At 53.9% G+C, this 19,098-nt stretch carries 12 protein-coding genes and 1 riboswitch; all 12 genes read right to left on the bottom strand.

The features are described from left to right. Positions 1 to 15: 15 nt before the first annotated feature. Positions 16 to 1,623, bottom strand: coding sequence for an energy-coupling factor transporter ATPase (locus NUV48_06430; protein MCR4441773.1), 1,608 nt, complete (start codon positions 1,621 to 1,623; stop codon positions 16 to 18). A 29-nt stretch (positions 1,624 to 1,652) separates the two neighbouring features. Continuing rightward, entirely contained in the window at positions 1,653 to 2,567 is a 915-nt protein-coding gene (locus NUV48_06425) for an energy-coupling factor transporter transmembrane protein EcfT (protein ID MCR4441772.1), read from the bottom strand. Then, positions 2,567 to 4,687, bottom strand: coding sequence for a hypothetical protein (locus tag NUV48_06420; GenBank protein ID MCR4441771.1), 2,121 nt, complete (start codon positions 4,685 to 4,687; stop codon positions 2,567 to 2,569). The genes NUV48_06425 and NUV48_06420 overlap by 1 nt, the downstream gene beginning before the upstream one ends. A gap of 72 nt (positions 4,688 to 4,759) precedes the next feature. Then, positions 4,760 to 8,524, bottom strand: a complete 3,765-nt coding sequence (gene cobN / locus NUV48_06415) for a cobaltochelatase subunit CobN (GenBank protein ID MCR4441770.1) — start codon at positions 8,522 to 8,524, stop codon at positions 4,760 to 4,762. Positions 8,525 to 8,549: 25 nt separating this feature from the next. Next, positions 8,550 to 9,464: an ABC transporter ATP-binding protein gene (locus tag NUV48_06410; protein ID MCR4441769.1), complete on the bottom strand. Its 915-nt coding sequence runs from the start codon at positions 9,462 to 9,464 to the stop codon at positions 8,550 to 8,552. A gap of 25 nt (positions 9,465 to 9,489) precedes the next feature. Then, on the bottom strand, positions 9,490 to 10,221 hold the full coding sequence (locus NUV48_06405; protein ID MCR4441768.1) for an ABC transporter permease: 732 nt from the start codon (positions 10,219 to 10,221) through the stop codon (positions 9,490 to 9,492). Between the two features lie 95 nt (positions 10,222 to 10,316). After that, positions 10,317 to 12,326, bottom strand: coding sequence for a putative cobaltochelatase (locus NUV48_06400; GenBank protein MCR4441767.1), 2,010 nt, complete (start codon positions 12,324 to 12,326; stop codon positions 10,317 to 10,319). Next, the gene (locus NUV48_06395) at positions 12,327 to 13,109 is read right to left on the bottom strand and encodes an ABC transporter ATP-binding protein (protein ID MCR4441766.1); all 783 of its coding nucleotides are present in this window, start codon (positions 13,107 to 13,109) and stop codon (positions 12,327 to 12,329) included. Positions 13,110 to 13,111: 2 nt separating this feature from the next. After that, positions 13,112 to 14,128 carry an iron ABC transporter permease gene (locus NUV48_06390; GenBank protein MCR4441765.1) on the bottom strand — a complete coding sequence of 339 codons (1,017 nt, stop codon included), beginning with the start codon at positions 14,126 to 14,128 and terminating at the stop codon, positions 13,112 to 13,114. A 38-nt stretch (positions 14,129 to 14,166) separates the two neighbouring features. Further along, positions 14,167 to 15,369, bottom strand: a complete 1,203-nt coding sequence (locus NUV48_06385; protein ID MCR4441764.1) for an ABC transporter substrate-binding protein — start codon at positions 15,367 to 15,369, stop codon at positions 14,167 to 14,169. Between the two features lie 83 nt (positions 15,370 to 15,452). Further along, a complete protein-coding gene (locus NUV48_06380) occupies positions 15,453 to 17,789 on the bottom strand; it encodes a stalk domain-containing protein (GenBank protein MCR4441763.1) in 2,337 nt (778 codons plus the stop codon). 116 nt (positions 17,790 to 17,905) lie between these two features. Continuing rightward, positions 17,906 to 18,088: riboswitch (cobalamin riboswitch) on the bottom strand. An 87-nt stretch (positions 18,089 to 18,175) separates the two neighbouring features. After that, the gene (locus tag NUV48_06375; protein MCR4441762.1) at positions 18,176 to 19,012 is read right to left on the bottom strand and encodes a radical SAM protein; all 837 of its coding nucleotides are present in this window, start codon (positions 19,010 to 19,012) and stop codon (positions 18,176 to 18,178) included. Positions 19,013 to 19,098: the final 86 nt, after the last annotated feature.

The raw sequence follows: 19,098 nt of genomic DNA, 5'->3' as shown, positions 1-19,098 counted from the left end.
ATTAACCTTTATTTCCTAACACTGATTCCATTCCGGTTTGTTTCCTGTACCAGCACAGCCCTCTGCCGGAAGAATATCTTCCGCGCTGCACTCCAGCGAGATCTTCCCGTCACGCATCACCACTATCCTGTCGCTGTATTCGGCAGCGACTTCAAAATCATGGGTTATAAAGACCACTGCCTTGCCCTGCTTGGCCAACTCCCGGCACAGCCCCATCAGCTTCCTGATATGCAATATATCCTGCCCGCTGGTAGGCTCGTCCAGCAGAATGACCGCCGGGCTCATGGAGAGAATGGCGGCAGCCGCGCATCTCAGGCGCTGGCCGCCTGACAAGGACTGGGGATGATATGGCGCCAAATCCTCCAATTCCATCAGCACCAAGCATTCGGCAACGCGATTGCTAATATCTTCTTTCCGCAATCTCAAATTCCGCGGCCCAAAGGCCACTTCGTCATAGACGGTGTCGCAGGTCAGCATTAACGAAGGGTTTTGAAAAAGAATCCCCGCCGTGCCCGCAAGCCGGTACGCATTATTCTTTATAGTGTCCTTTCCTGCCACCGTCACTCTGCCCTTTTGGGGCTTATGCAGCCCGGCCAGGTGATGCAGCAGGGTAGTCTTTCCGCTCCCGTTATTCCCCAGCACAGCGACAACTTCGCCCGCATATATATCCAGATCAATCCCTTTTAACACCCAATTTTCTTTGTTGCGCGCCTTCCTGGAGTTATAGGCAAACCATAAATCCCTCACCTCAATAAGCTTTCTTTGGCGTTTTGCGCTGTCGGCTCCCTCGTTCTCAATAACCTCGTTCTCAATAGCCTCTACTTTATGCTCTCCCTTCACCGCGCCCGGGAATATCATAGCCTGCATCACCGGCCTTAAGCCCTTCTTGACTATTGGATTTCTCAAGCCGAGCTTTTCGAAACAATCGAGGTGCTCGTGCACTTTTCGGGCCGACGTATCCAGTTCTATCATGCCGTCATTCATGACAATCACCCGGTCCGCCCATGAGGCAACCTCGTGAAGACGGTGTTCCACCAGGATGATGGTGATCCCCTCATCACTAAGTTTTTTCACCACTTCGAGGACTTCCTGGGCCCCTTGTGGATCCAACTGGCTGATCGGCTCGTCCAGCACCAGCACTCCCGGTTTCAAGGCCAGCATCGAAGCAACGGCCACCCTCTGTTTTTGCCCTCCTGACAGGGAATTGGTGCTGCTGTTTATGTGCCCGGCCATCCCTACCTTCTCCAATGCCCACTCTATCCTGGCCAGCATTTCATCTCGGCGGCAGCAGAGATTTTCCAGGCCGAAAGCGACCTCATCCACCACCCTGGTCGAGAAGATCTGCTCATCGGGGTTCTGGAACACCAGGCCAACCTTTTGGGCTAAGACCCTGACAGGGTATTCCCTGGTATTCAGGCCATCGATCCAGACCTGGCCGTGAAACTCTCCTGCGGATTCGTGGGGAATGATCCCGTTCAAGCATTTCAGCAAGGTCGTTTTGCCACATCCCGTAGGGCCGGCAAGCAGGACGAACTCGCCCTCATTTACCCGCAAATTGATGCCCTGTAAGGCAAAATCTTTTCTTGTCGGATACCTGAACGAAACATTTTCTATTATTATCATCGCCAATGCTCCTCGACCAGCATCCTCAATCAAAGGTATCTGTGGGCAATCCAATAGATGGGCAGCAGGGTGTCGTTCGTGTACCTGTCGGACACGGACAGATAAAACAGGAATTTGGAGGCCAAGACCATAAAAGTGGCGCCAACAAAGAACAGAATCATTATTCCATCCGCCGCCTTAATTTTAGTTTCCCGCAGTTCCGTCCGCTCTTCGGAGGCCCGGAAAGCCCGGGAATCGGCGCTCTTGGCCATATTGGCGGCCTTTCTCACGCAATTGGCCAGAAGAGGCATCATCACCTGCACTGTAGTCCGATAAATGCCGTAGCCAAGCAGGATGCCTTTTGGATCAAACGGCTTGTACCTGCGCAGGCGCTGCGAACCGATGGTTACCTTTGCTTCCGCAAAAGCGATGGGTATAAAGCGCAGGCAGGTCATCACCATAAAGGATACGGCGTAGGGAAGTTTGAGTTTGTTCAAACCTGTCAGCACCCTTACAGGGTCCTCCGTCCAGAAAATGAGCAGCCCGAGTGTCATGGGAGCGATCATCCGCAAGGACTGGGCCATTCCATAGGTGAATCCCTCGTAGTAAATGGCAATCCCCTCCCATAATCCGCCTATCACCGGCGTTGATGGATTAACCAGCATGGGCGGGAGCAGGTAAATGAGGGGAGTGCGGGGGTAGGCGTCATAAAAAACAGCCTGCACCCACATGATCCCCCACATTGTCAGGAAAGTAATGACGCCCAGCGCCTTCCACTTGTCGCCGGAAAGACGGGCCAGGGCGGCCAGGCTTAACACCGCCAGGTAAATGAAGGCCAAAGCCTTCCATTGATTCAAAGCCATCCCAAGCACGGCCACGCAAAACAGCATTATCAGCTTGGTTCGCACATCCAGCCGGTGAAACGGCGTCTCTTTCAGTTCCGCTTCGATAAACTTCAGGCGCACTATCCATTCACCCGCTTCAACCTGTTGCCCAGGTACACACCCATCACGGCACCCAGGGCGGAGTACGCTGCCGAAACAATGGCGCTGATGTTTATATACCAGTTCGGATAAAACAGACGATACAAATACATCCAGATGTAATAAAAGGTATAGGTCGAATAAACGTGCTGCATAGCGAAGATAACCCCCAACACGGAAAATGTCGACAAGCGCTCTTGAAAGGCCCTTTTTTGGCTGGTGAAACCGGTAAAATACAGCAGTGCATCGGCCAGAAAGGCATAAGAGAGCATCAGCAGGATGGTCACGGGATTAAATGTGCCAAAGGCAATGCCCTGCAGGATTATTCTCACCGCCGAGGAAATGATGACCACTCCCGGCTTGGAAATCAGGACAACCAAAGATACCAGAAACATGGCATTGATAATGTCCCAGAAAACGCCGGTGACAAGATGCATGAACGGACCCATCGGACCCAGGACAGCCCTGATCACATCGCCAAAAACAAACCAGGGAACATCCACAATTGAGAATTTTACCGCCGCAAACAGGGCAATCAGAATGATTTCGCTGGTCTTAAGCCGCCCCGCCCAGCTTTTGTTTTTAAGGACCATCAACAGTACGCTCAGCAAAGACAAGACAATGGCCAAAAATCCGGTAATTATCTGGATCTGGCTTTCCTTTTCTACATGAAGGTCGAATTCCCGAACGACAACATCAGTGCTGGTGCCGAACAGGGAAACCTTTAACACGGCCGGGTAGATGCCGGGTTTTACCGAGTAAGCGTCTGCAAACAGCGGCACCTTAAAGTCCTGGGCTGAGGCCGCCTCTACGCTTATTACGGTTTCCGGCACCGGCGGGGCTTCCGTTCCCCCTTCTCTTTGAAAATGTTCGCCCCTGAAACAAGGAATTTCTTGCCAGTTTGCATCCAGCACCGAGAGTTTCACCCGCAGGAGCAAGTTGTATGATGTGCCGTTTTCCAAAACCCCGCAGGCCATACCCGCCGGTTTGTCGTATTCCTCTTCGGCGCCAAACAGCTTGTGGAATGAAGAGAAAACGTCTTCTTTTACCTTGACATAATTTTTAAGCTCTTTTTTCAGGGTAACCTTATGCGAACTGTGCTGGACGGGATAAACCCCTTCCTTCCGCAGGCGGATGCTGCCGGAGATGCTCTCCAGTTCCGGGCAAGCCATATCCTTATCCACCCTCTGGGTTTCATCGCCCAACCGGGCTTGCGCCACTACCCTGCCAGGCCCGGAACCTTTCACCGTGACGGCGAAGGATTCTTCCGCATAGCCCGGCCCCATTGCCAGCGGCATTAGCAAAGTGTGACCCTCAACCAGCTTCAGCTTTGCATCATCGTAGGAAATTATCGTTACCGTTTCCGGAAGGGTAACGGTTAACTCTCCCTTTTGACTTTTGTCCAAAAACGCCCTTACCATTACCTGAATCGGAGATTCCACTCCTTTAATCAGGTAAAAATCCTTATCGTTGCCCTGAGGCACCTGCAATTGTAAATGTATGCCCGTTGGCAGGCCAGCCCCGTTTCCCCGGCCGGGATTTGGTTGTTTTGCATATTCCTCGATCATAAAATCTTTGATCTCTGTAAAGTCTGCAGCATTAAGGCCGATGCGCACATTCTCCACGCCGACTTCTTTTTGGCCGTAATACCGGCGATAGTCTTCCAGCAAGTCTACCAAAACCGTACCCTGGGGAAGTTCCAACACGGTGGGGACCATGATCCTGGGAACGCCATTCTGGTCAATAAAGGTTACTTTATCGGCCTTGGGCGGTTCAGAGCCTTTCATTATGTAATAAATGACATTCTTGTCGGTATACTCTGCCATCGCCCAGACCTGGCCGGCGCCGCGCCAGGCCCATTTCAGCTTCCGGGGATGCGCGTCTTCCTGAACAGCCAGCTGAAAAACCGCCCGGCCCTTATTGACGGATACGCCATTATCCCAGCGCAGGTCTCCTTCCACCGTATCAAAGCTCACGTTTCTTGAAGGCCCCACCGGCACGGCTTGCGCCGCAGGCCTTGCGCCTGCGATTCCGGACAACGCCAGGCATAGGCCTGAGAACAATCCCAAGATTAGTTTCGGATTAATCCAACGCTTAATCATCTGAATACGCCACCAACCCCGTACTTTGGGCAAAGCACCGCCCGGCAAACCTGCAAACAAGCCCATCCCCCGTCAATGACCGGTAGGCGCCTCCAGCTCTCCTTCCACATCCAGGTAAATCTCTTTTAGTTCCTCCGCCATCTCGGGGCTGGCTTCCCACATCCCCCGCTTTATGGCCTCAAGCAAGCGTTCAGTTATATTCTGCAGGGCGTACGGGTTGACTTTTTTAAACCATTCCTGCATCTTGGGATCCAGGGCGTAGGTTCGCGCCAGCCGCTCGTACATCCAGTCTTCCATCACCTCAGCGGTGGCATCCAGGCCAAAAATGTTGTCAACCAGAGCTGACATATCGCCGGCCCCTTTATAACCGTGTCTTTGCATGCTGGCGATCCACTTGGGGTTTAAGACGCGGCTGCGGAAAACATGCTTGGTCTCCTCTGCCGTGGAGCGCATTTTTACCCTGTCCGGGTCGGAACTGTCCCCGCTGTAAGCCCGGGGCAGCGCTCCCTTGAAGGCTTTAACCGCAGCGACCATCCCGCCGTGGTATGAATAGAAATCATCGCTGTCGAGGATGTCGTGTTCCCGGGTATCTTCGTTTTTTACTGCCAAATCCAGCCGGCTCAACCGTTTCTTGAACACTTCCGGGACGGTCTTGCCGTACACTTTGCGCCCGTATGCATACCCTCCCCAGGTCACATACACCTGCCCCAAATCCTTTTCGTCCTGCCAGTTCTTCGCCTCAATGACATTGCTTACCCCTGCGCCATATGCCCCGGGGCGGCAGCCGAAAATCCTGAAACCGGCCAATTCCCTGGCCGTTTTCTCGTCCAGGCCCGCCTTAACGTTCTCTTCAATTTCTTGCCGCACATGCTTGGCCAGGTAGTTTTCGTCGTCTCTTTCCTCCAGTCTTGCCACCATCTCCACCGCTTCATCCAGCAAAGCGACAATATTGGGGAAAGCGTCGCGGAAAAAACCGCTGATGCGCATGGTCACATCGATCCGCGGGCGGTTCAGCTCATCCAGCGGTATGATGCCAAGCCCTTTCACCCGCCCGCTCTTTTCTTCCCAGACGGGCTTGACCCCCATCAGGTATAATATTTCGGCTATATCGTCCCCTTTGGTCCTCATGGTCGGGCTGCCCCAGACTATGATGCCGATGCTCTCAGGGTAACGTCCCTCATCAGCCAGGTACCTTTCCAAGAGCGCATCACCCAGGGCAACTCCTGTTTTCCAGGCGGCTGGGGAAGGGATTGCCTGGGGGTCAACGGAATAGAAGTTGCGCCCCGTAGGCAGTATATCAGCCATGCCCCTGGTAGGCGCCCCGGACGGGCCAGGCGGCGTATACCCGCCAGCCAAAGCATTCAGGATATTGGAAAGCTCAGCGGTTGTCTCACCCAGTTTTTTCACCAGAGTCGTGGCGGCATAACGCAATGCCTCCTCGACGGGTGCTGCTGTTTTATTCAAGTACTGCCTGCAAATCGCCGGAATTTCTTCCGGGCAAAAGTTTTTTTGGTGCAGCTCTTCCATCATCTTCATAACAACGGCATTAATCTCATCCAGTATTTGCCCGCAGGTCCGTCCTGCCGCTGGAATCAACCTGCCCCTTTTGGCCAACAGGTCCTCATAATCATAGCCCAGCGCTTCGGCCACCGCCTGTCGCAAGGAAGGGACCGGGCCATTGGCCAGCCTGGTCAAGGCAACCAGCATTTCCACCAGCCGACCGTCACGCGGAGGCTCGCCCAAAATGTGCAGCCCGTCCCGGATCTGGGTATCTTTTATCTCACTTAAATAGCCGTGCAGCTTCTCCAGAAATCCGTCAAAATCCTGCAGCGCAGTTTGTTTATCCACAGCAAGGTCTTTATCAAGGTTGGCCTGGACGACCTTTTCCCAAATAAGCTTCTTAAAGTGCGGCAACTTATCCGGGTCAAGGGTTTTTGCCTGGTAATAATCCTCCAGCTGGACCTCAATCTCCGCCATTTCATCGTAGGAATCAGCATTGGTCATCACCGGAACCAAGTGGTCGATAATGCAGGCATAGCTCCTGCGTTTGGCCTGGGTTCCCTCCCCGGGATTGTTGATTATGTAGGGATAAATGTGCGGCAGGTCGGTGATGGCCAGATCAGGGTAACAGCTTGCGGAAAGGCCCACCGATTTTCCGGGCAGCCACTCCAAAGAACCGTGCTTGCCAATATGCAGAACCGCATCGGCCTTGAAATCATCCCTGATCCAGCGGTAATAAGCCAGGTAATGGTGTGTGGGCGATGCATCCGGGCTGTGGTAAATTTTGGCCGGGTCTTCCCCAAACCCCCGGGGAGGCTGCAAACCGATAAAAACGTTCCCGTTGATGATGCCGGGGATCAGCAGCCTGCCGCCATAATTGAACACCTCCCCCGGCGCCCGTCCCCAATCGGAGTTCATTTTTTCCCGCACTTCCGGGGGTAAACGCTCAAACCACGCTCCGTACTCTTGCGGGGTCACTCCGTCGACTGCCAGACCGGCCATCTGTTCTGCACTGGCCCAACGGCGGTCATTCGTCACCCTGTTAATAATCTGTTCCATCAATTCCTGCCCGTTTTCCGGCAATGATTCCAGCACATAACCCGCTTTTTGCAAGTCCTTCAAGATGTTCCACACGCTCGCGGCCGAATCCAGCCCAAAAGCGCAGCCGATCCGGTCGTTGCGGGGAGGATAATTATGGAATATGATCGCTATTTTCTTTTCAGCGTTGGGTTTATGCCGCAGCTTTCCCCAATTAACGGCCAATCCTGCCACTTTGTCCACCCGCTCAGGGACAGGCTTGTAACAAACGGGAGCGGCGCCGGTCGAAGCGTCCCGTTCCCCGTATTCCCTGGTAGCTACCGGCACGGTAATCAGGGTCCCGTCAAACTCGGGCATGGCCACGCTCATGCTCACATCCAAGGGGCCCAACCCCTGAATCGACCCGGACCACTCTTGATAATTGTTCATGGACGTAATGGCCTTGATGACCGGCACCCCTAATTCCAATAAACAGTTATCCGTGCTCGATTCTTTGATTTTATGGCCTAACCCTGTGAAAGGCGAAAAGCTCAGCAGGCTGACCAGAACATCAATCACCGGCCTTCCGCCCTGCATGAAATAGTTTTCTATCACCCACTCGAGGCCTTTGGTGCCGAGTTCCGCATCGCGGACAGCGTGAAGAAACACCGGAACAACGTTGACATCGCGCTTTTCCAAAGCCTCGATGAGGGCATCCACGAACAACGTATTTTCGGCTATCCAGTGGCTCCGGTAAAATGCTATCCCGACCGCGATGCGGTTCAACAGGCAGTTTTGCCGCCAATAGCTTGTTTGATCAATCCCGGCCGGAAATCGCGGATGATAAATCCCTTCCCAGGGCAGCATCTTCGGCTCCGCTGCCGCCAAGGCAAGCCCTCCAAAACGGTTGGCTGCCCACAGCAACAGGTTGATAAAATTTTCAGTCCCCCCGTAATGAATATACCTTTGCGCCAGGGAATAATCCTGAGCGGAAACCGTGGAGATTTTCCTCAGTTCCTGGCTGTTTTCGGCCGAGGAGGGTTGGGCGTGGAGAGGAACACCATTCTTAAGGGCCTCTTTCACCACCCGGTCGAAACCCGGCAGGCTTTCCTTGCCTCCCATCAGATTAAATATAACCAAACCGGCCTCCCTAACCTCATTAAGCAATCGAACAATATTGTCCTCATCAGCCAAGTCGCTTTTGGCCCGGGCGTAAACCCGGACAACCGGGCCATGTTCCTCTTTAATTCGATTGACAGCCTGGACCAGGGTATGAATGTCGTTTTCGATCGACGTAAGATAGATCACTTTGAACGACATGTTTCCATTCCCTCCCTACGCATCATTACCGCCCAATCTGGCTAGCCGGGCCGGACATGGGGCCATGACTGTGGTCCGTGCCCTGTGGTTGAACAAACCCGGGCAAGTCAACTTTGCGGCTGGTCAATTCCACAAACACGTCTTCCAGATTGCCCTCTCTGATCAACACGCTGCCCCTGAGGCCGGCGGCAAAGCTGATGGCGTCTTCCCGTCTGGAGAAAAACTTGTTCCTGGTGGTTCCGTCTTCCAGGTATTCCACCACTGTTTCTCCCACCTTCTGCAGCAGTTCCCGCGGGCTGCCCAGGGCAATCAGCCTTCCTTGATTAATCAGTCCCACGCAATGGCATAAGGCTTCTGCTTCCTCGATATAATGGGTCGTCAGAAGCACCGTCATCCCCATGGCATTCATATTCTTTATCAAGTCCCAGATGCTGCGCCGGGAATGGGGATCCAGCCCGACCGTCGGCTCATCCAAAAACAGGATCGACGGCCGGTGGATAAGGGCCCGGGCGATCATCATCCGCCGCTTCATCCCGCCGGACAAAACTCCCGCCAGATCATCCGCGCGGTCTGCCAGGCCGACAAACCGGAGCATCTCCTGTATCCGTTGGGCGCGCTCCGCGTGTTTTATCCTGTGCAACCGGCAGTGCAGGTCCAGGTTTTCCCGCACGGTCAGCTCAATATCCACATTAAGATGCTGGGGGACAACCCCGATCTGCCTTTTTATTTCGACCAGGTCGCGGTTCATGTTGTACCCATTGATGATAATCTGCCCGCTGCTGGGGCGGGCCAGTGTCGTCAGGAGGCGGACCGTGGTGGTCTTGCCCGCTCCATTGGGACCCAACAGGCCGAATACTGTTCCCCGCTCTATATGAAGATTCAAATCATTTACGGCAATTACGGATTTGTATTTTTTTACCACATGCTCAAGCCTGATCAAGAACCGACCCTCCCTGGACAGCATGTCACTCAACTCTCCTGGCAATATGGACTCCCCACCCGAACAGCACCGCCGAGTACAGCATTAAGACCAGCAGAGAGGCGAGCGGGAAACCGTGTCCCAGGGCAATCGATCGCAGCGACTGGCTGGCGTGAGTCAAGGGCAGGGCCCGGATCAGCCAGCCCGCCCATTCCGGCAGCTTGTCGACCGAGAAGAAAGTGCCGCACAGGAAAGTCATCGGCAGGATTACAAACGTCCCAAACTGGTTCATATCCTCATGGGATGTTATGATGAGCGCCGCCACCAGGCCCAGGGAAGCGAACAAAAAGCTCGTCAAAAAAAGTGCAACGAAAAACCACAGGTTTAATACCAACCGGGTGCCCATGCCGTAAGCAAGAGCAAGTATAAGCAAGGAAGAAAAGGAACCGCGTACGCAGCCGGCCATTATTTTACCCAGCACCAAAGAGAAGGGAGTGATGGGGGCTATCAGATACTCTTCCCAGGTCTTGTGGTAAAACCGGCTGATGTTTACCGGCACGCCGGTCGCGTTGTAGCTGCCGTTCATCGCGCTCAAGGCGATAATACCCGGCACCACAAACGCCAGGTAGTCGGTGCCGTTTGTCTGCAGGCCGCGTCCCAATCCCCAGCCGAAGGCAATCATGTACAACAGAGGGCTCACCATGCTGCCAGCGAAAAATTTAAACAGCCTCTTTTTTAAAACCACCATCTCACGCCAAAAAACCGTGTACCAGTCCATACTTCTCCCCTTCCCTGCCTGCTGTTCATTTTTTGCTGCCTGCTGTCTCTGCTTCTATAGCCCAATGCCCCGCACCGCTTAATACCCGCCTGACCTCAGACCTTCTTTACAGCCTGCACCAGCTCATCCGCTTTTAAATCGTCTATTTTATAATAGTCGCCGCCCAGGGCTTGAGCCAGTTCTCGGGCCAGGCCCAGGGAGACGAACCCGTCTTTTTCCACATCAATAACCAGCGTCTTAATCCTTTCCTCTTGTTGAATGATCCCTGCCATCTTCTGCACTTCAGACCAGGGCTTGTCGGTGCCCATACTCACGTTCCCTTTCCCGTCGGAGACAATAATCAACAGCGGGGAAATGTTCGGGTCTTTATGGAGACAGGTTTTCGCTGCCTCATAAGCCTTGCACAGGCCGGCGGATAACGGCGTCTTCCCACCCGTGGGCAGGTCCTCCAGCAGTTTCTGTCCCATCTCCACGCTATTGGTGGGCGGCAGGAGCATCTCGGCTGCATTTCCCTTAAAGGCGATCAGGCCGATTTTGTCTCTCTTCTGGTAAGCGTCCAGCAGCAAGGAAAGGATGGCCCCCTTGGTTTCCACCATCCTCTGCCGGGCTCCCATTGACCCGCTGGCATCAACCACGAACAGCAACAGATTTCCGATGCGTTTCTCCCGCACCTTCTCACGGATATCGGCTGGTTCGATGGCCAGCGCCACGCCCTTCTTGCAGCGATAGGGCTGGTAAGGGGCCGCGGAGCGCATGGTGGCATCGAAGGCCAGGTCGTTGTTCCTGCGCTGCGTGGTGCTGCGCACATAGCGCCCGGCCCGGGAAGCTGTCCTGGTGCGGGAACGCCGACCCGACCCCTGGCGCAGTACCCGGTCCCGTTCTTTGGTAATCTTCCGGACCGCAAACGGTTGGCCTACGGCAAACACCCTTTCGGATGCTCCAGCCGGGAGAATGGCGTTTGTCTCATCTTCGTTAGCCACCCTTTCGCCTTCACGCCGCTCGTTTTCTCCAAGCTCTTTTTGCTCTTTTGGTTCATACTCCGGCGGCGATTCCGGCCGGGCATCGCTCTCCCGTTCGGGCGGTTCCGGTTGTTCACCCCCGCTCTCCGCCTGCTCCAGCGGCGGCCGGGGGATGTTCCGGCAACGGTGGGGCAGGACCAGTTCCGCCGCCTCACGGACGTCCTCTTCCTTCACTTCCGTCCGCCCGTGCCAGGCCGCCAGGGTAAGGGCTGTCGTTATCAAGGCGATATCGGCGCGGTGCCCGGCCACGTTTTCCTGCAGGCATAACCTGGCGGCCAGTTCAAACATCTCCTGGGACGCTTTGACCTGGGGCAGCAGATGCCTGGCGGCAGCTATGCGTTCCTTCAGTTTCTGTTCTTCCCCGGCCCAGCGGGAAACAAACTCCAGGGGATTGGCGTCGAACTCTTCGCGGCGTTTGACGATTTCCACCCTCATCCTGGGGTCTTTAACCCCTTCGACCTGGACGCACAGGCCGAAGCGGTCCAACAACTGGGGACGAAGCTCTCCTTCTTCCGGGTTCATGGTGCCCACCAGGATGATCTCTGCCGGATGAGAAAAAGATATTCCTTCCCTTTCCACCACGTTTGTTCCCATGGCAGCCGCATCAAGGAGCACATCCACGATGTGGTCGTCCAACAGATTGACTTCGTCTATGTACAGGATGCCACGGTTGGCTCTGGCCAGAAGACCTGGTTCGAACCGCGGCCGGCCATGTTTTATGGCGTATTCAAAGTCCAGGCTCCCAACCACCCGGTCTTCAGTGGCCGAAACCGGCAGGTCTATTACCTGCACCCGGCGAAGTTTTGTTTCCAGTGCCCGTCCCGCTGAGATTTCGGCCCTGCAGGATTCGCACATCCGGGCCGGGTCGCCGGGATTGCAATTGTACGGGCATCCGGATACCGCCTCGATTTCCGGAAGCAGAGCCGCAAGCGCGCGGACGGCGGTTGACTTGGCCGTCCCTTTTTCCCCCCGGATCAAAATGCCGTTTATCTTCGGGTTAATCGCATTCAATACCAGGCCCGTTTGCAGTTTCTCCTGACCGATTATCGCTGTAAACGGGTAGACCACGCGACCGATATTTTCCATTTAGCCGACCACTCTTTGGGGAATGATATGAGGGCAGGCGTTGGTTTTGTCTTCGAGCATATCGGCTTCTATCCGGAATATCGTCTTTAACAGGTCTCCGGTTAAAACCTTTTGGGGCTCGCCAGCACTGCGGACTTCGCCGTCTTTGACCGCCACGATCCTGTGAGAATAACGGGCGGCGTGATTCAAATCGTGCAACACCATGACAATCGTCAACCCCAAGGTTTCGTTCAACTCCTTGACCAGTTCCAAAACCTCCAATTGGTAAGAAATATCGAGAAAGGCGGTAGGCTCATCCAAGAGCATGATTTCCGGTTTTTGGGCAAGAGCCATGGCGATCCACGCCCTCTGCCTTTCACCGCCGGAAAGCGTGGCCAACGGCCGGTGACGCAGTTCGGACAACCCTGTTCTTTCCAGGGCCCAGTCCACAATACGGTGATCCTCCTCGTTCATTCGCCGGCCAAACTTCAGATGGGGGTAGCGCCCATACTCTATCAAGTCTTTCACCTTCAAATCTCCGGCTGCGCTTTTTACCTGCGGCAGAACCGCTATCCTCCGGGCCACGTACCTGGTATTCAATTGGAAAATATCTTGGTCTTCCAAATACACCTTGCCTTGTTGGGGTTTCAAGTACCGGGCCAGGGATTTGAGTATGGTTGTTTTGCCTGAGCCGTTAGGTCCGATGATGCTGACGATTTCCCCCTTGCTGACATTCAAATTGAAGTCCTCCACCACACTCTTCTTCCCATAACCGAGGTAAACATGCTCGGCCCGTAGAACCATCCTCAATGCACCCCTTTTTCTCTCAACAAATACAGGAAAAACGGCCCGCCCAATATTGCCATGATAATCCCGACCGGGATTTCCACCGGATCAAACAGGAGCCGAGCCACAGTATCGCATAACACGACTGTTGCCGCCCCCAGGACGGCTGTGGCCGGGAATAAATACCGGTAGTCGGAACCGATCAAAAGCCGTGCCGTGTGCGGGACAATCAGTCCCACAAAGCCGAGAAGTCCCGCCACGCTGACAGCGCTTGCGGCCAGCAGCGAAGCTATAGCGATAAACAGCAGCCTGGTGCGCTCGACATTCAACCCCAGGCCGGTGGCAATCTCATCCCCCAGCATCAGGATGTTCAGCCTTTGCGGGAACAAAAAAGCCGTCACAATCCCCAGAGTCGCATAGGGCCACAACAGGTTGAAATGCGGCCAGGTCCTCCCCGCCAGACCCCCTACCATAAAACTTGTAATTCCCGCCAAACGGTCAGGGTAAAAGATCATCAGGGCATTGATCCCGGCACTGAGCAAGGACGAAATAGCTACGCCGGCCAAAACAAGCCGCATCGGATGAGCCCCCTGCCTCCAGGCCAGCAAATAAATGGCGAGCGTGGCCAGCAAGGCCCCGATGAACGCCCCGCCAGGCACCAGGTAATACCAATCCGGAAACAGTATCAGGACCAGGTAGGCCATAAAACCCGCGCCGGCTGAAACGCCGATTATGTTGGGCGCAGCCAGCGGGTTCCGCAAGACACCCTGCAGGATTGCCCCTGATAAGGACAGGCAGATGCCCACCATCCCGGCTGTCAGCGTTCTCGGCAGGCGAACGTTCCAAATGACCTGGTGGTTCAAGGTGTCAGTCTCCAAAAAAATGGCTTTAAGCACCTGTCCCATGGAGATGTTCAACGACCCTTTACCCACGCTGATTAAAAAACTCAAAAAACACGCCGCCAACAAAACAAACAGGATTGTAAGCCTTCTATTGCTTTCGTTTTGCACGTTTTCACCGTTTCCAGACCGTTGCATTCGCCAAGCTCCTTGAATTCTCCTTAAAAATAAGTTGGCTACTTGAACACTTCCGGGTAAAGTATCCTGGCCAGCCCCTCATAGGCTTCCGCATATCTTTCATTGGGCTTGTAAAGATAGAGGTCTTTCGGCAAAACTATGTACCGTCCTTCTTTAACGGCCCTCAAGGTTTTCCAGGCCGGATTGGCCGACGTTTCTTCCGCTACCCGGGCCTTGATCTTTTCCAAGTCGCTGCCCATAGTTTGCAAGAAAATGAAGTCCGGGTCCTTTTCCAGGATACGCTCCATGCTAAACACCTGCATTTCGGCTTCGGTCAAACGGGAATCCTGGGCGATATTCACGGTCCCCAAATCCTTCAACATATAGCCGACCGTGGTGTTGGGCAGCCTGACCCTTAAGCTGGTAGCCGTGCCGAAGAGCAACAGGACGGTTGGGTGTTTGTCTTTGGGAACCCTGGCCAGTATTTCGTTCACTTCCCGCTGGAGCTTGTTGCCTATCCTGTCGTACAAGTCGGGCCTTTCCGTAATTTCAGTCATGGTTTTAAGGACCTGCAGGTATTCTTGGAGGTTCTCATAGGATATGGCCATGTATGGTATGTTGTTCTGTTTCAAGATGGGGATCAGGGCTTTTTGCCCGCCTATTCCTGCCGACAAGAGCACCAGATCCGGTCTTAATGACAGTATTTTTTCCACGTTCGGATTGCCCATGCTGCCGCAGACCTCTGCCGAAAGGGCCTTTTTCGTCAATTGCTCAGTGCTGTCAATCCTGCCAATTACTTCCCCGCCCGCCGAATACCATACATTGGTGTAGGAGTTATACAGCGAAATCACTCTCTGCGGCCTCTTCTTAATACGGACCGTCTCTCCCAGGCTGTCCACAAAAGTCACATACTCACTCCCGCGGGATCCGGCTGGTTCCTGCCCACTTCCGCCCGCCGGAGGAGACGCCTCTTTCTCTTTGCCAGGCGTCTCAGAGGCCTCGCCCTGTCCATCCTGAATCTTGTTTTCTTCCGGACTGGTTTTCCCTACATTTTCTATATTTTCTTTTTGACCTTGAATCGCTCCACCGGCTGGCTTTCCTTCAGCCGCATCCACTTCCGGGGTACCCTTGCTGCCGCTGCTCGCTTCAGCGCCCGGGGCGACCTGTTGCGGCCCGGTCTTTTCGTCTCTGATGCAACCGGCGGACGAGAACAGACTTAACATCAAGCAGACCACCAGGATAACCGATATCCATCTTCTCATAGTGCGTACTTTGCCCCCCTTGAAATCTGTTGTTGACGACTTAACGCTTCATCCCATCATCAGCGGAGAGAGAGCCGGCTGCTTCACTGGCTGAATTCAACGCCCACCACCTTGTCTGAACTGTCAAGAAACGGCTCCACCGTTACCCCGAAGGCTTCCCCAATCACCCTGAACGGAATGAAGGTGCGGCCGTCAATTATCATCGGCACCCCGTCGGCCATGAAAGCCGGCCCGTAGCTCACCTTGACCAGGCTGCTGCCGATGGTTGCGGTCACGACCCTGTCCTCCCTCTTTAAAGTTACGGTCTGCGACTCTTCGTCCCACTCTGTTTCCGCCATCAATTCATCGGCAACCGGCCGCAGCGGGACATACACCCTGTTGGCCAGGATAAACGGCGCCCCCTCCATGGTTTTGACTTTGCCGTCCGCATAATAGCTGGTATTGCCTATAAACATCACGACCTTCTGAGCTCCATATTTTTCCCGGGATACAAAGCGCACTGTTTTTTCCTTGACGAAACGCAAATTATCTTTGCTGCTCCCGTCATTTTTATATTTCTCGATGTTAAGCGTTACGGCGAAGGTAACCTCGCCCGGCTTATCGCAAAAAATGTCAAACTTGCCGTAGCCGTAATCCTCCAGGTCGGTCAACAGGCTCTCGCTCTCCCGAAGATAAACCTTGGCCCCTTCAGGCTTTTGGGTTACTACATAATCAAAACTTACTGATTTTAAGTCTCCGGGGTATGTTTCCTTTCCCTCAACATCCAACAGCTTGATTTTCCCCGTTGTCTCCTTGTTTACAGGGATGTTGCCGTCCAAATCGCAAACCTTTATGCCGCTTAGCAGATCGTTGATCTCAATGTTGCAGGTTGCCGCCTTGTTGTTCACCGTATCAATCGCTGTTACAGTTATCGGCCCTTTGTTTTCCCTGGTAGCCGTCGTGTGGATTCGGCCTTTGGCCGCATTTAAATCCGCTTTGTTCGGATTCAGTTTGGTGATGTCGCTTACGGAAAAAACAATTTTGCTGCCGAAATCGCTGGAACTGACTGATTCAGACAAACCCGCGGCATTATAGCGGTACACCTTGGGATACACCGAGACGGAGTCCAGGGGCAAGGCTTTGCTGTAAGAAAGCGTTATTCTGGTCACTTCCCCGAAATCTCCGGCCTGAAAAACGAACTCGTGGGATTTGCCGCTGGTCAGAAGACACATCTTCAACACATACTCGCCTTTTTTGTCCAGTTTCGGCAGGGCGACAACGACATAGCCGCTGGAAGTATAGTACATGTGTTGATTGGGGCTGTTTTGGTCAGTCTGGAGCTTTCCGGACAGCAGGCCGTCAAATGCCCAGTCGTTGGCTAGATTTGAACCCTCGGGCTGCTTTAACCATTCAAAGGAGATGATGTTTTGAATCTGCAAATTGGCCGGGTTCACCAAACTGCCGTCACTGTCGTACAGTTTCAGGTACTGCTTGTCCGGCTTGTCGATTCCTACGGGGACCACGTCATCAATTTTCATGGAGGAGAGTTCCCAGGTTGCCGGGTTGTTGCTGGCAAAGCTGAAGTATACCTCTTTCGACTTGTCTCCCGCAGCCGCCTTGACCGCATATGTACCGCTTTTTTGGGCATAAATCCGGACTGCTGCCATCCCCCCCGCATCTGTGGTTGCGGAATTTTTGCTCAGGACTATTTGAGGGTAGTTCGTAGAAAACTGCACTTCAACTCCGGGGATAGGGGCTCCGTTATGCCCCTTTACCTTGAATTCGACTTCAAAATAATCAACTCCGTTCCCGTTCACTTCCGGTGAAGCGCCGCCGGTGTTCGCCTTGTAAGGCGACCCCTTCGTCCCGTTCCCGCTTATTGTCCCTTCATTGGGAACAGGCTTTCCGGAAACTTCGATCTCAGCGATGTCGGTGTCCACAAAGCGTATTTCAATTACCCTTATGAGGCCCACCGAAGAAGCGTTGGCCGCAGGGTTTTCAACCAGATACTGGTAGACGCTGCTGGCATCGCCTGCCGGTTGGACCAGGCCGACTCCAATTTTGGCCGTGCCGGTTATAGAAGACTTAACCTTGAATTCCGCTTTTCCGTCCGCAGCGACAGGCGCCTCGAAAACATTGGGCTGCCCGGCAGCCGCAAGCGGTGTGACGCCGTCATCCGCAAAGAACTTGTCGACTGTGCCTCCCCGGCTGGAAGCGACAAACACTTTCTGGTTATCGGCAATCTGATTGGTCCCGTCCAGCAAGTATACCGTAAACTTTACAAATTCCGAACCGTCCGCCTGCAAACAATCCCTGTCCGCCGCCACTATTGAAGCAAAACGGTTGGCTTCAGCGGCATATGCTGCTTCAAGCAGCATCGCCAGTGAAAACACGAGCATGATAATTAATACCGCTAATACCGCCGAAAATCTTTTCAGCACTGTTTATCCCCCCCTTTTTTCTCCAAAAAAACATAGTCTCTTAGTTTCCTAAGAGACTTTTCCCATCTTAAAGCCGCCGGCTGGTGAAGGCAACGAAATCTTCCCCCTTTCGTCAACCATCGATAATAATTCAAGGCAGGTCTCCTGACTCGCGGCTTGTCCTCCTCCCCGCCTTCCCGGCTCAACCCAGTGGCATTTTCCGGGGATTTGTAACCGCTTACAGTGGTGGGTCCGTGCCGGACTTTCACCGGCTTCCCTATTCTCCCTCTCTCAAGGGCACCTTGAATCTGGCATGTATTAACTTTTCATCAATAATTTTAGTTCTGCGCCCCTGCTTTTGTCAATAAAAATCCGCCTGGGGTCTACCTGGGTCGTGTCCATTTGTATTAAGCCAGCCGGAAATGCGGGCTTGCTTTTTTGGCCGCCATCAGTGCTGCCCGGTATTCATGTTTCGTGATCCGCCGGTTTAGCTCGGGATGGTCTTTTGCTTTGTGGGCAGGGTAATACTGGTCCATAATGTTGACATAGGAACGAGGCGATATTTCCCTGGCGATGAAATCAAGCACCTCCGCAGTCCCCGCCAAACCACCCGGCAAAACCAGGTGACGGACGATCAGGCCGCGCTTGGCGATTCCCCGCTTATCCACCGCCAGATCGCCCACCTGGCGGTGCATTTCTTTTATGGCGGTTTTCGCAATTTCAGGATAAGAGTCGACGCCGGACAGCTTCTTCCCCACTTCCGGGTCGGCGTACTTGAAATCCGGCATGTAAATGTCCACCAGCCCATCGATTTGTTCCAGAGTAGCCTTTTCGTCGTATCCCCCGCAATTGTATACCAGGGGTATCCGCAGGCCCCTGCCGGCTGCCGCCGCCAGGGCGGCTACAATCTGCGGGACATAGTGCGATGGGGATACGAGATTGATATTGTGGCAGCCCTGGCGTTGCAGAGCGAGCATGATGTCCGCCAGTTCCTCCGGAGTTGCCTCCTGGCCGTGCCGGCGACTGGTGTCCCAGTTTTGGCAATACACACACCCCAAATTACAGTGGCTAAAAAAGATGGTACCTGACCCATAACTACCCACTAGCGGGGGCTCTTCTCCGAAATGTGGTCCATAACCGCTGATTTCTGCATCCCAACCCGCGTGACAATAGCCCAGTTCACCTTTATGTCGGTTGACGTGGCAGTGATGTGGGCAAACGGTGCAATCCTCTAAGCAGGACATAAGCACTTGTGCCTTTTGTCGCAGGCCTTCTCCATCAAGATGTGTCAGATAACTGGGATATTTATTCATCATTATTACCCATTCCT

This window comes from Peptococcaceae bacterium (assembly GCA_024655825.1).
In the GTDB taxonomy this organism is placed as follows: domain Bacteria; phylum Bacillota; class Peptococcia; order DRI-13; family PHAD01; genus JANLFJ01.
Note: the sequence above shows the minus strand (reverse complement) of the source record. Positions and strands in the feature narration are given on the sequence as shown.

Bases quoted from the DNA above. Each gene is read 5' to 3' on its own strand.
- cobN (MCR4441770.1), bottom strand. From the start codon at position 8,524: ATGTCGTTCAAAGTGATCTATCTTACGTCGATCGAAAACGACATTCAT.
- NUV48_06395 (MCR4441766.1), bottom strand. From the start codon at position 13,109: ATGGTTCTACGGGCCGAGCATGTTTACCTCGGTTATGGGAAGAAGAGT.
- NUV48_06385 (MCR4441764.1), bottom strand. From the start codon at position 15,369: ATGAGAAGATGGATATCGGTTATCCTGGTGGTCTGCTTGATGTTAAGT.
- NUV48_06430 (MCR4441773.1), bottom strand. From the start codon at position 1,623: ATGATAATAATAGAAAATGTTTCGTTCAGGTATCCGACAAGAAAAGAT.
- NUV48_06405 (MCR4441768.1), bottom strand. From the start codon at position 10,221: ATGGACTGGTACACGGTTTTTTGGCGTGAGATGGTGGTTTTAAAAAAG.
- NUV48_06390 (MCR4441765.1), bottom strand. From the start codon at position 14,128: ATGCAACGGTCTGGAAACGGTGAAAACGTGCAAAACGAAAGCAATAGA.
- NUV48_06400 (MCR4441767.1), bottom strand. From the start codon at position 12,326: ATGGAAAATATCGGTCGCGTGGTCTACCCGTTTACAGCGATAATCGGT.
- NUV48_06375 (MCR4441762.1), bottom strand. From the start codon at position 19,012: ATGTCCTGCTTAGAGGATTGCACCGTTTGCCCACATCACTGCCACGTC.
- NUV48_06420 (MCR4441771.1), bottom strand. From the start codon at position 4,687: ATGATTAAGCGTTGGATTAATCCGAAACTAATCTTGGGATTGTTCTCA.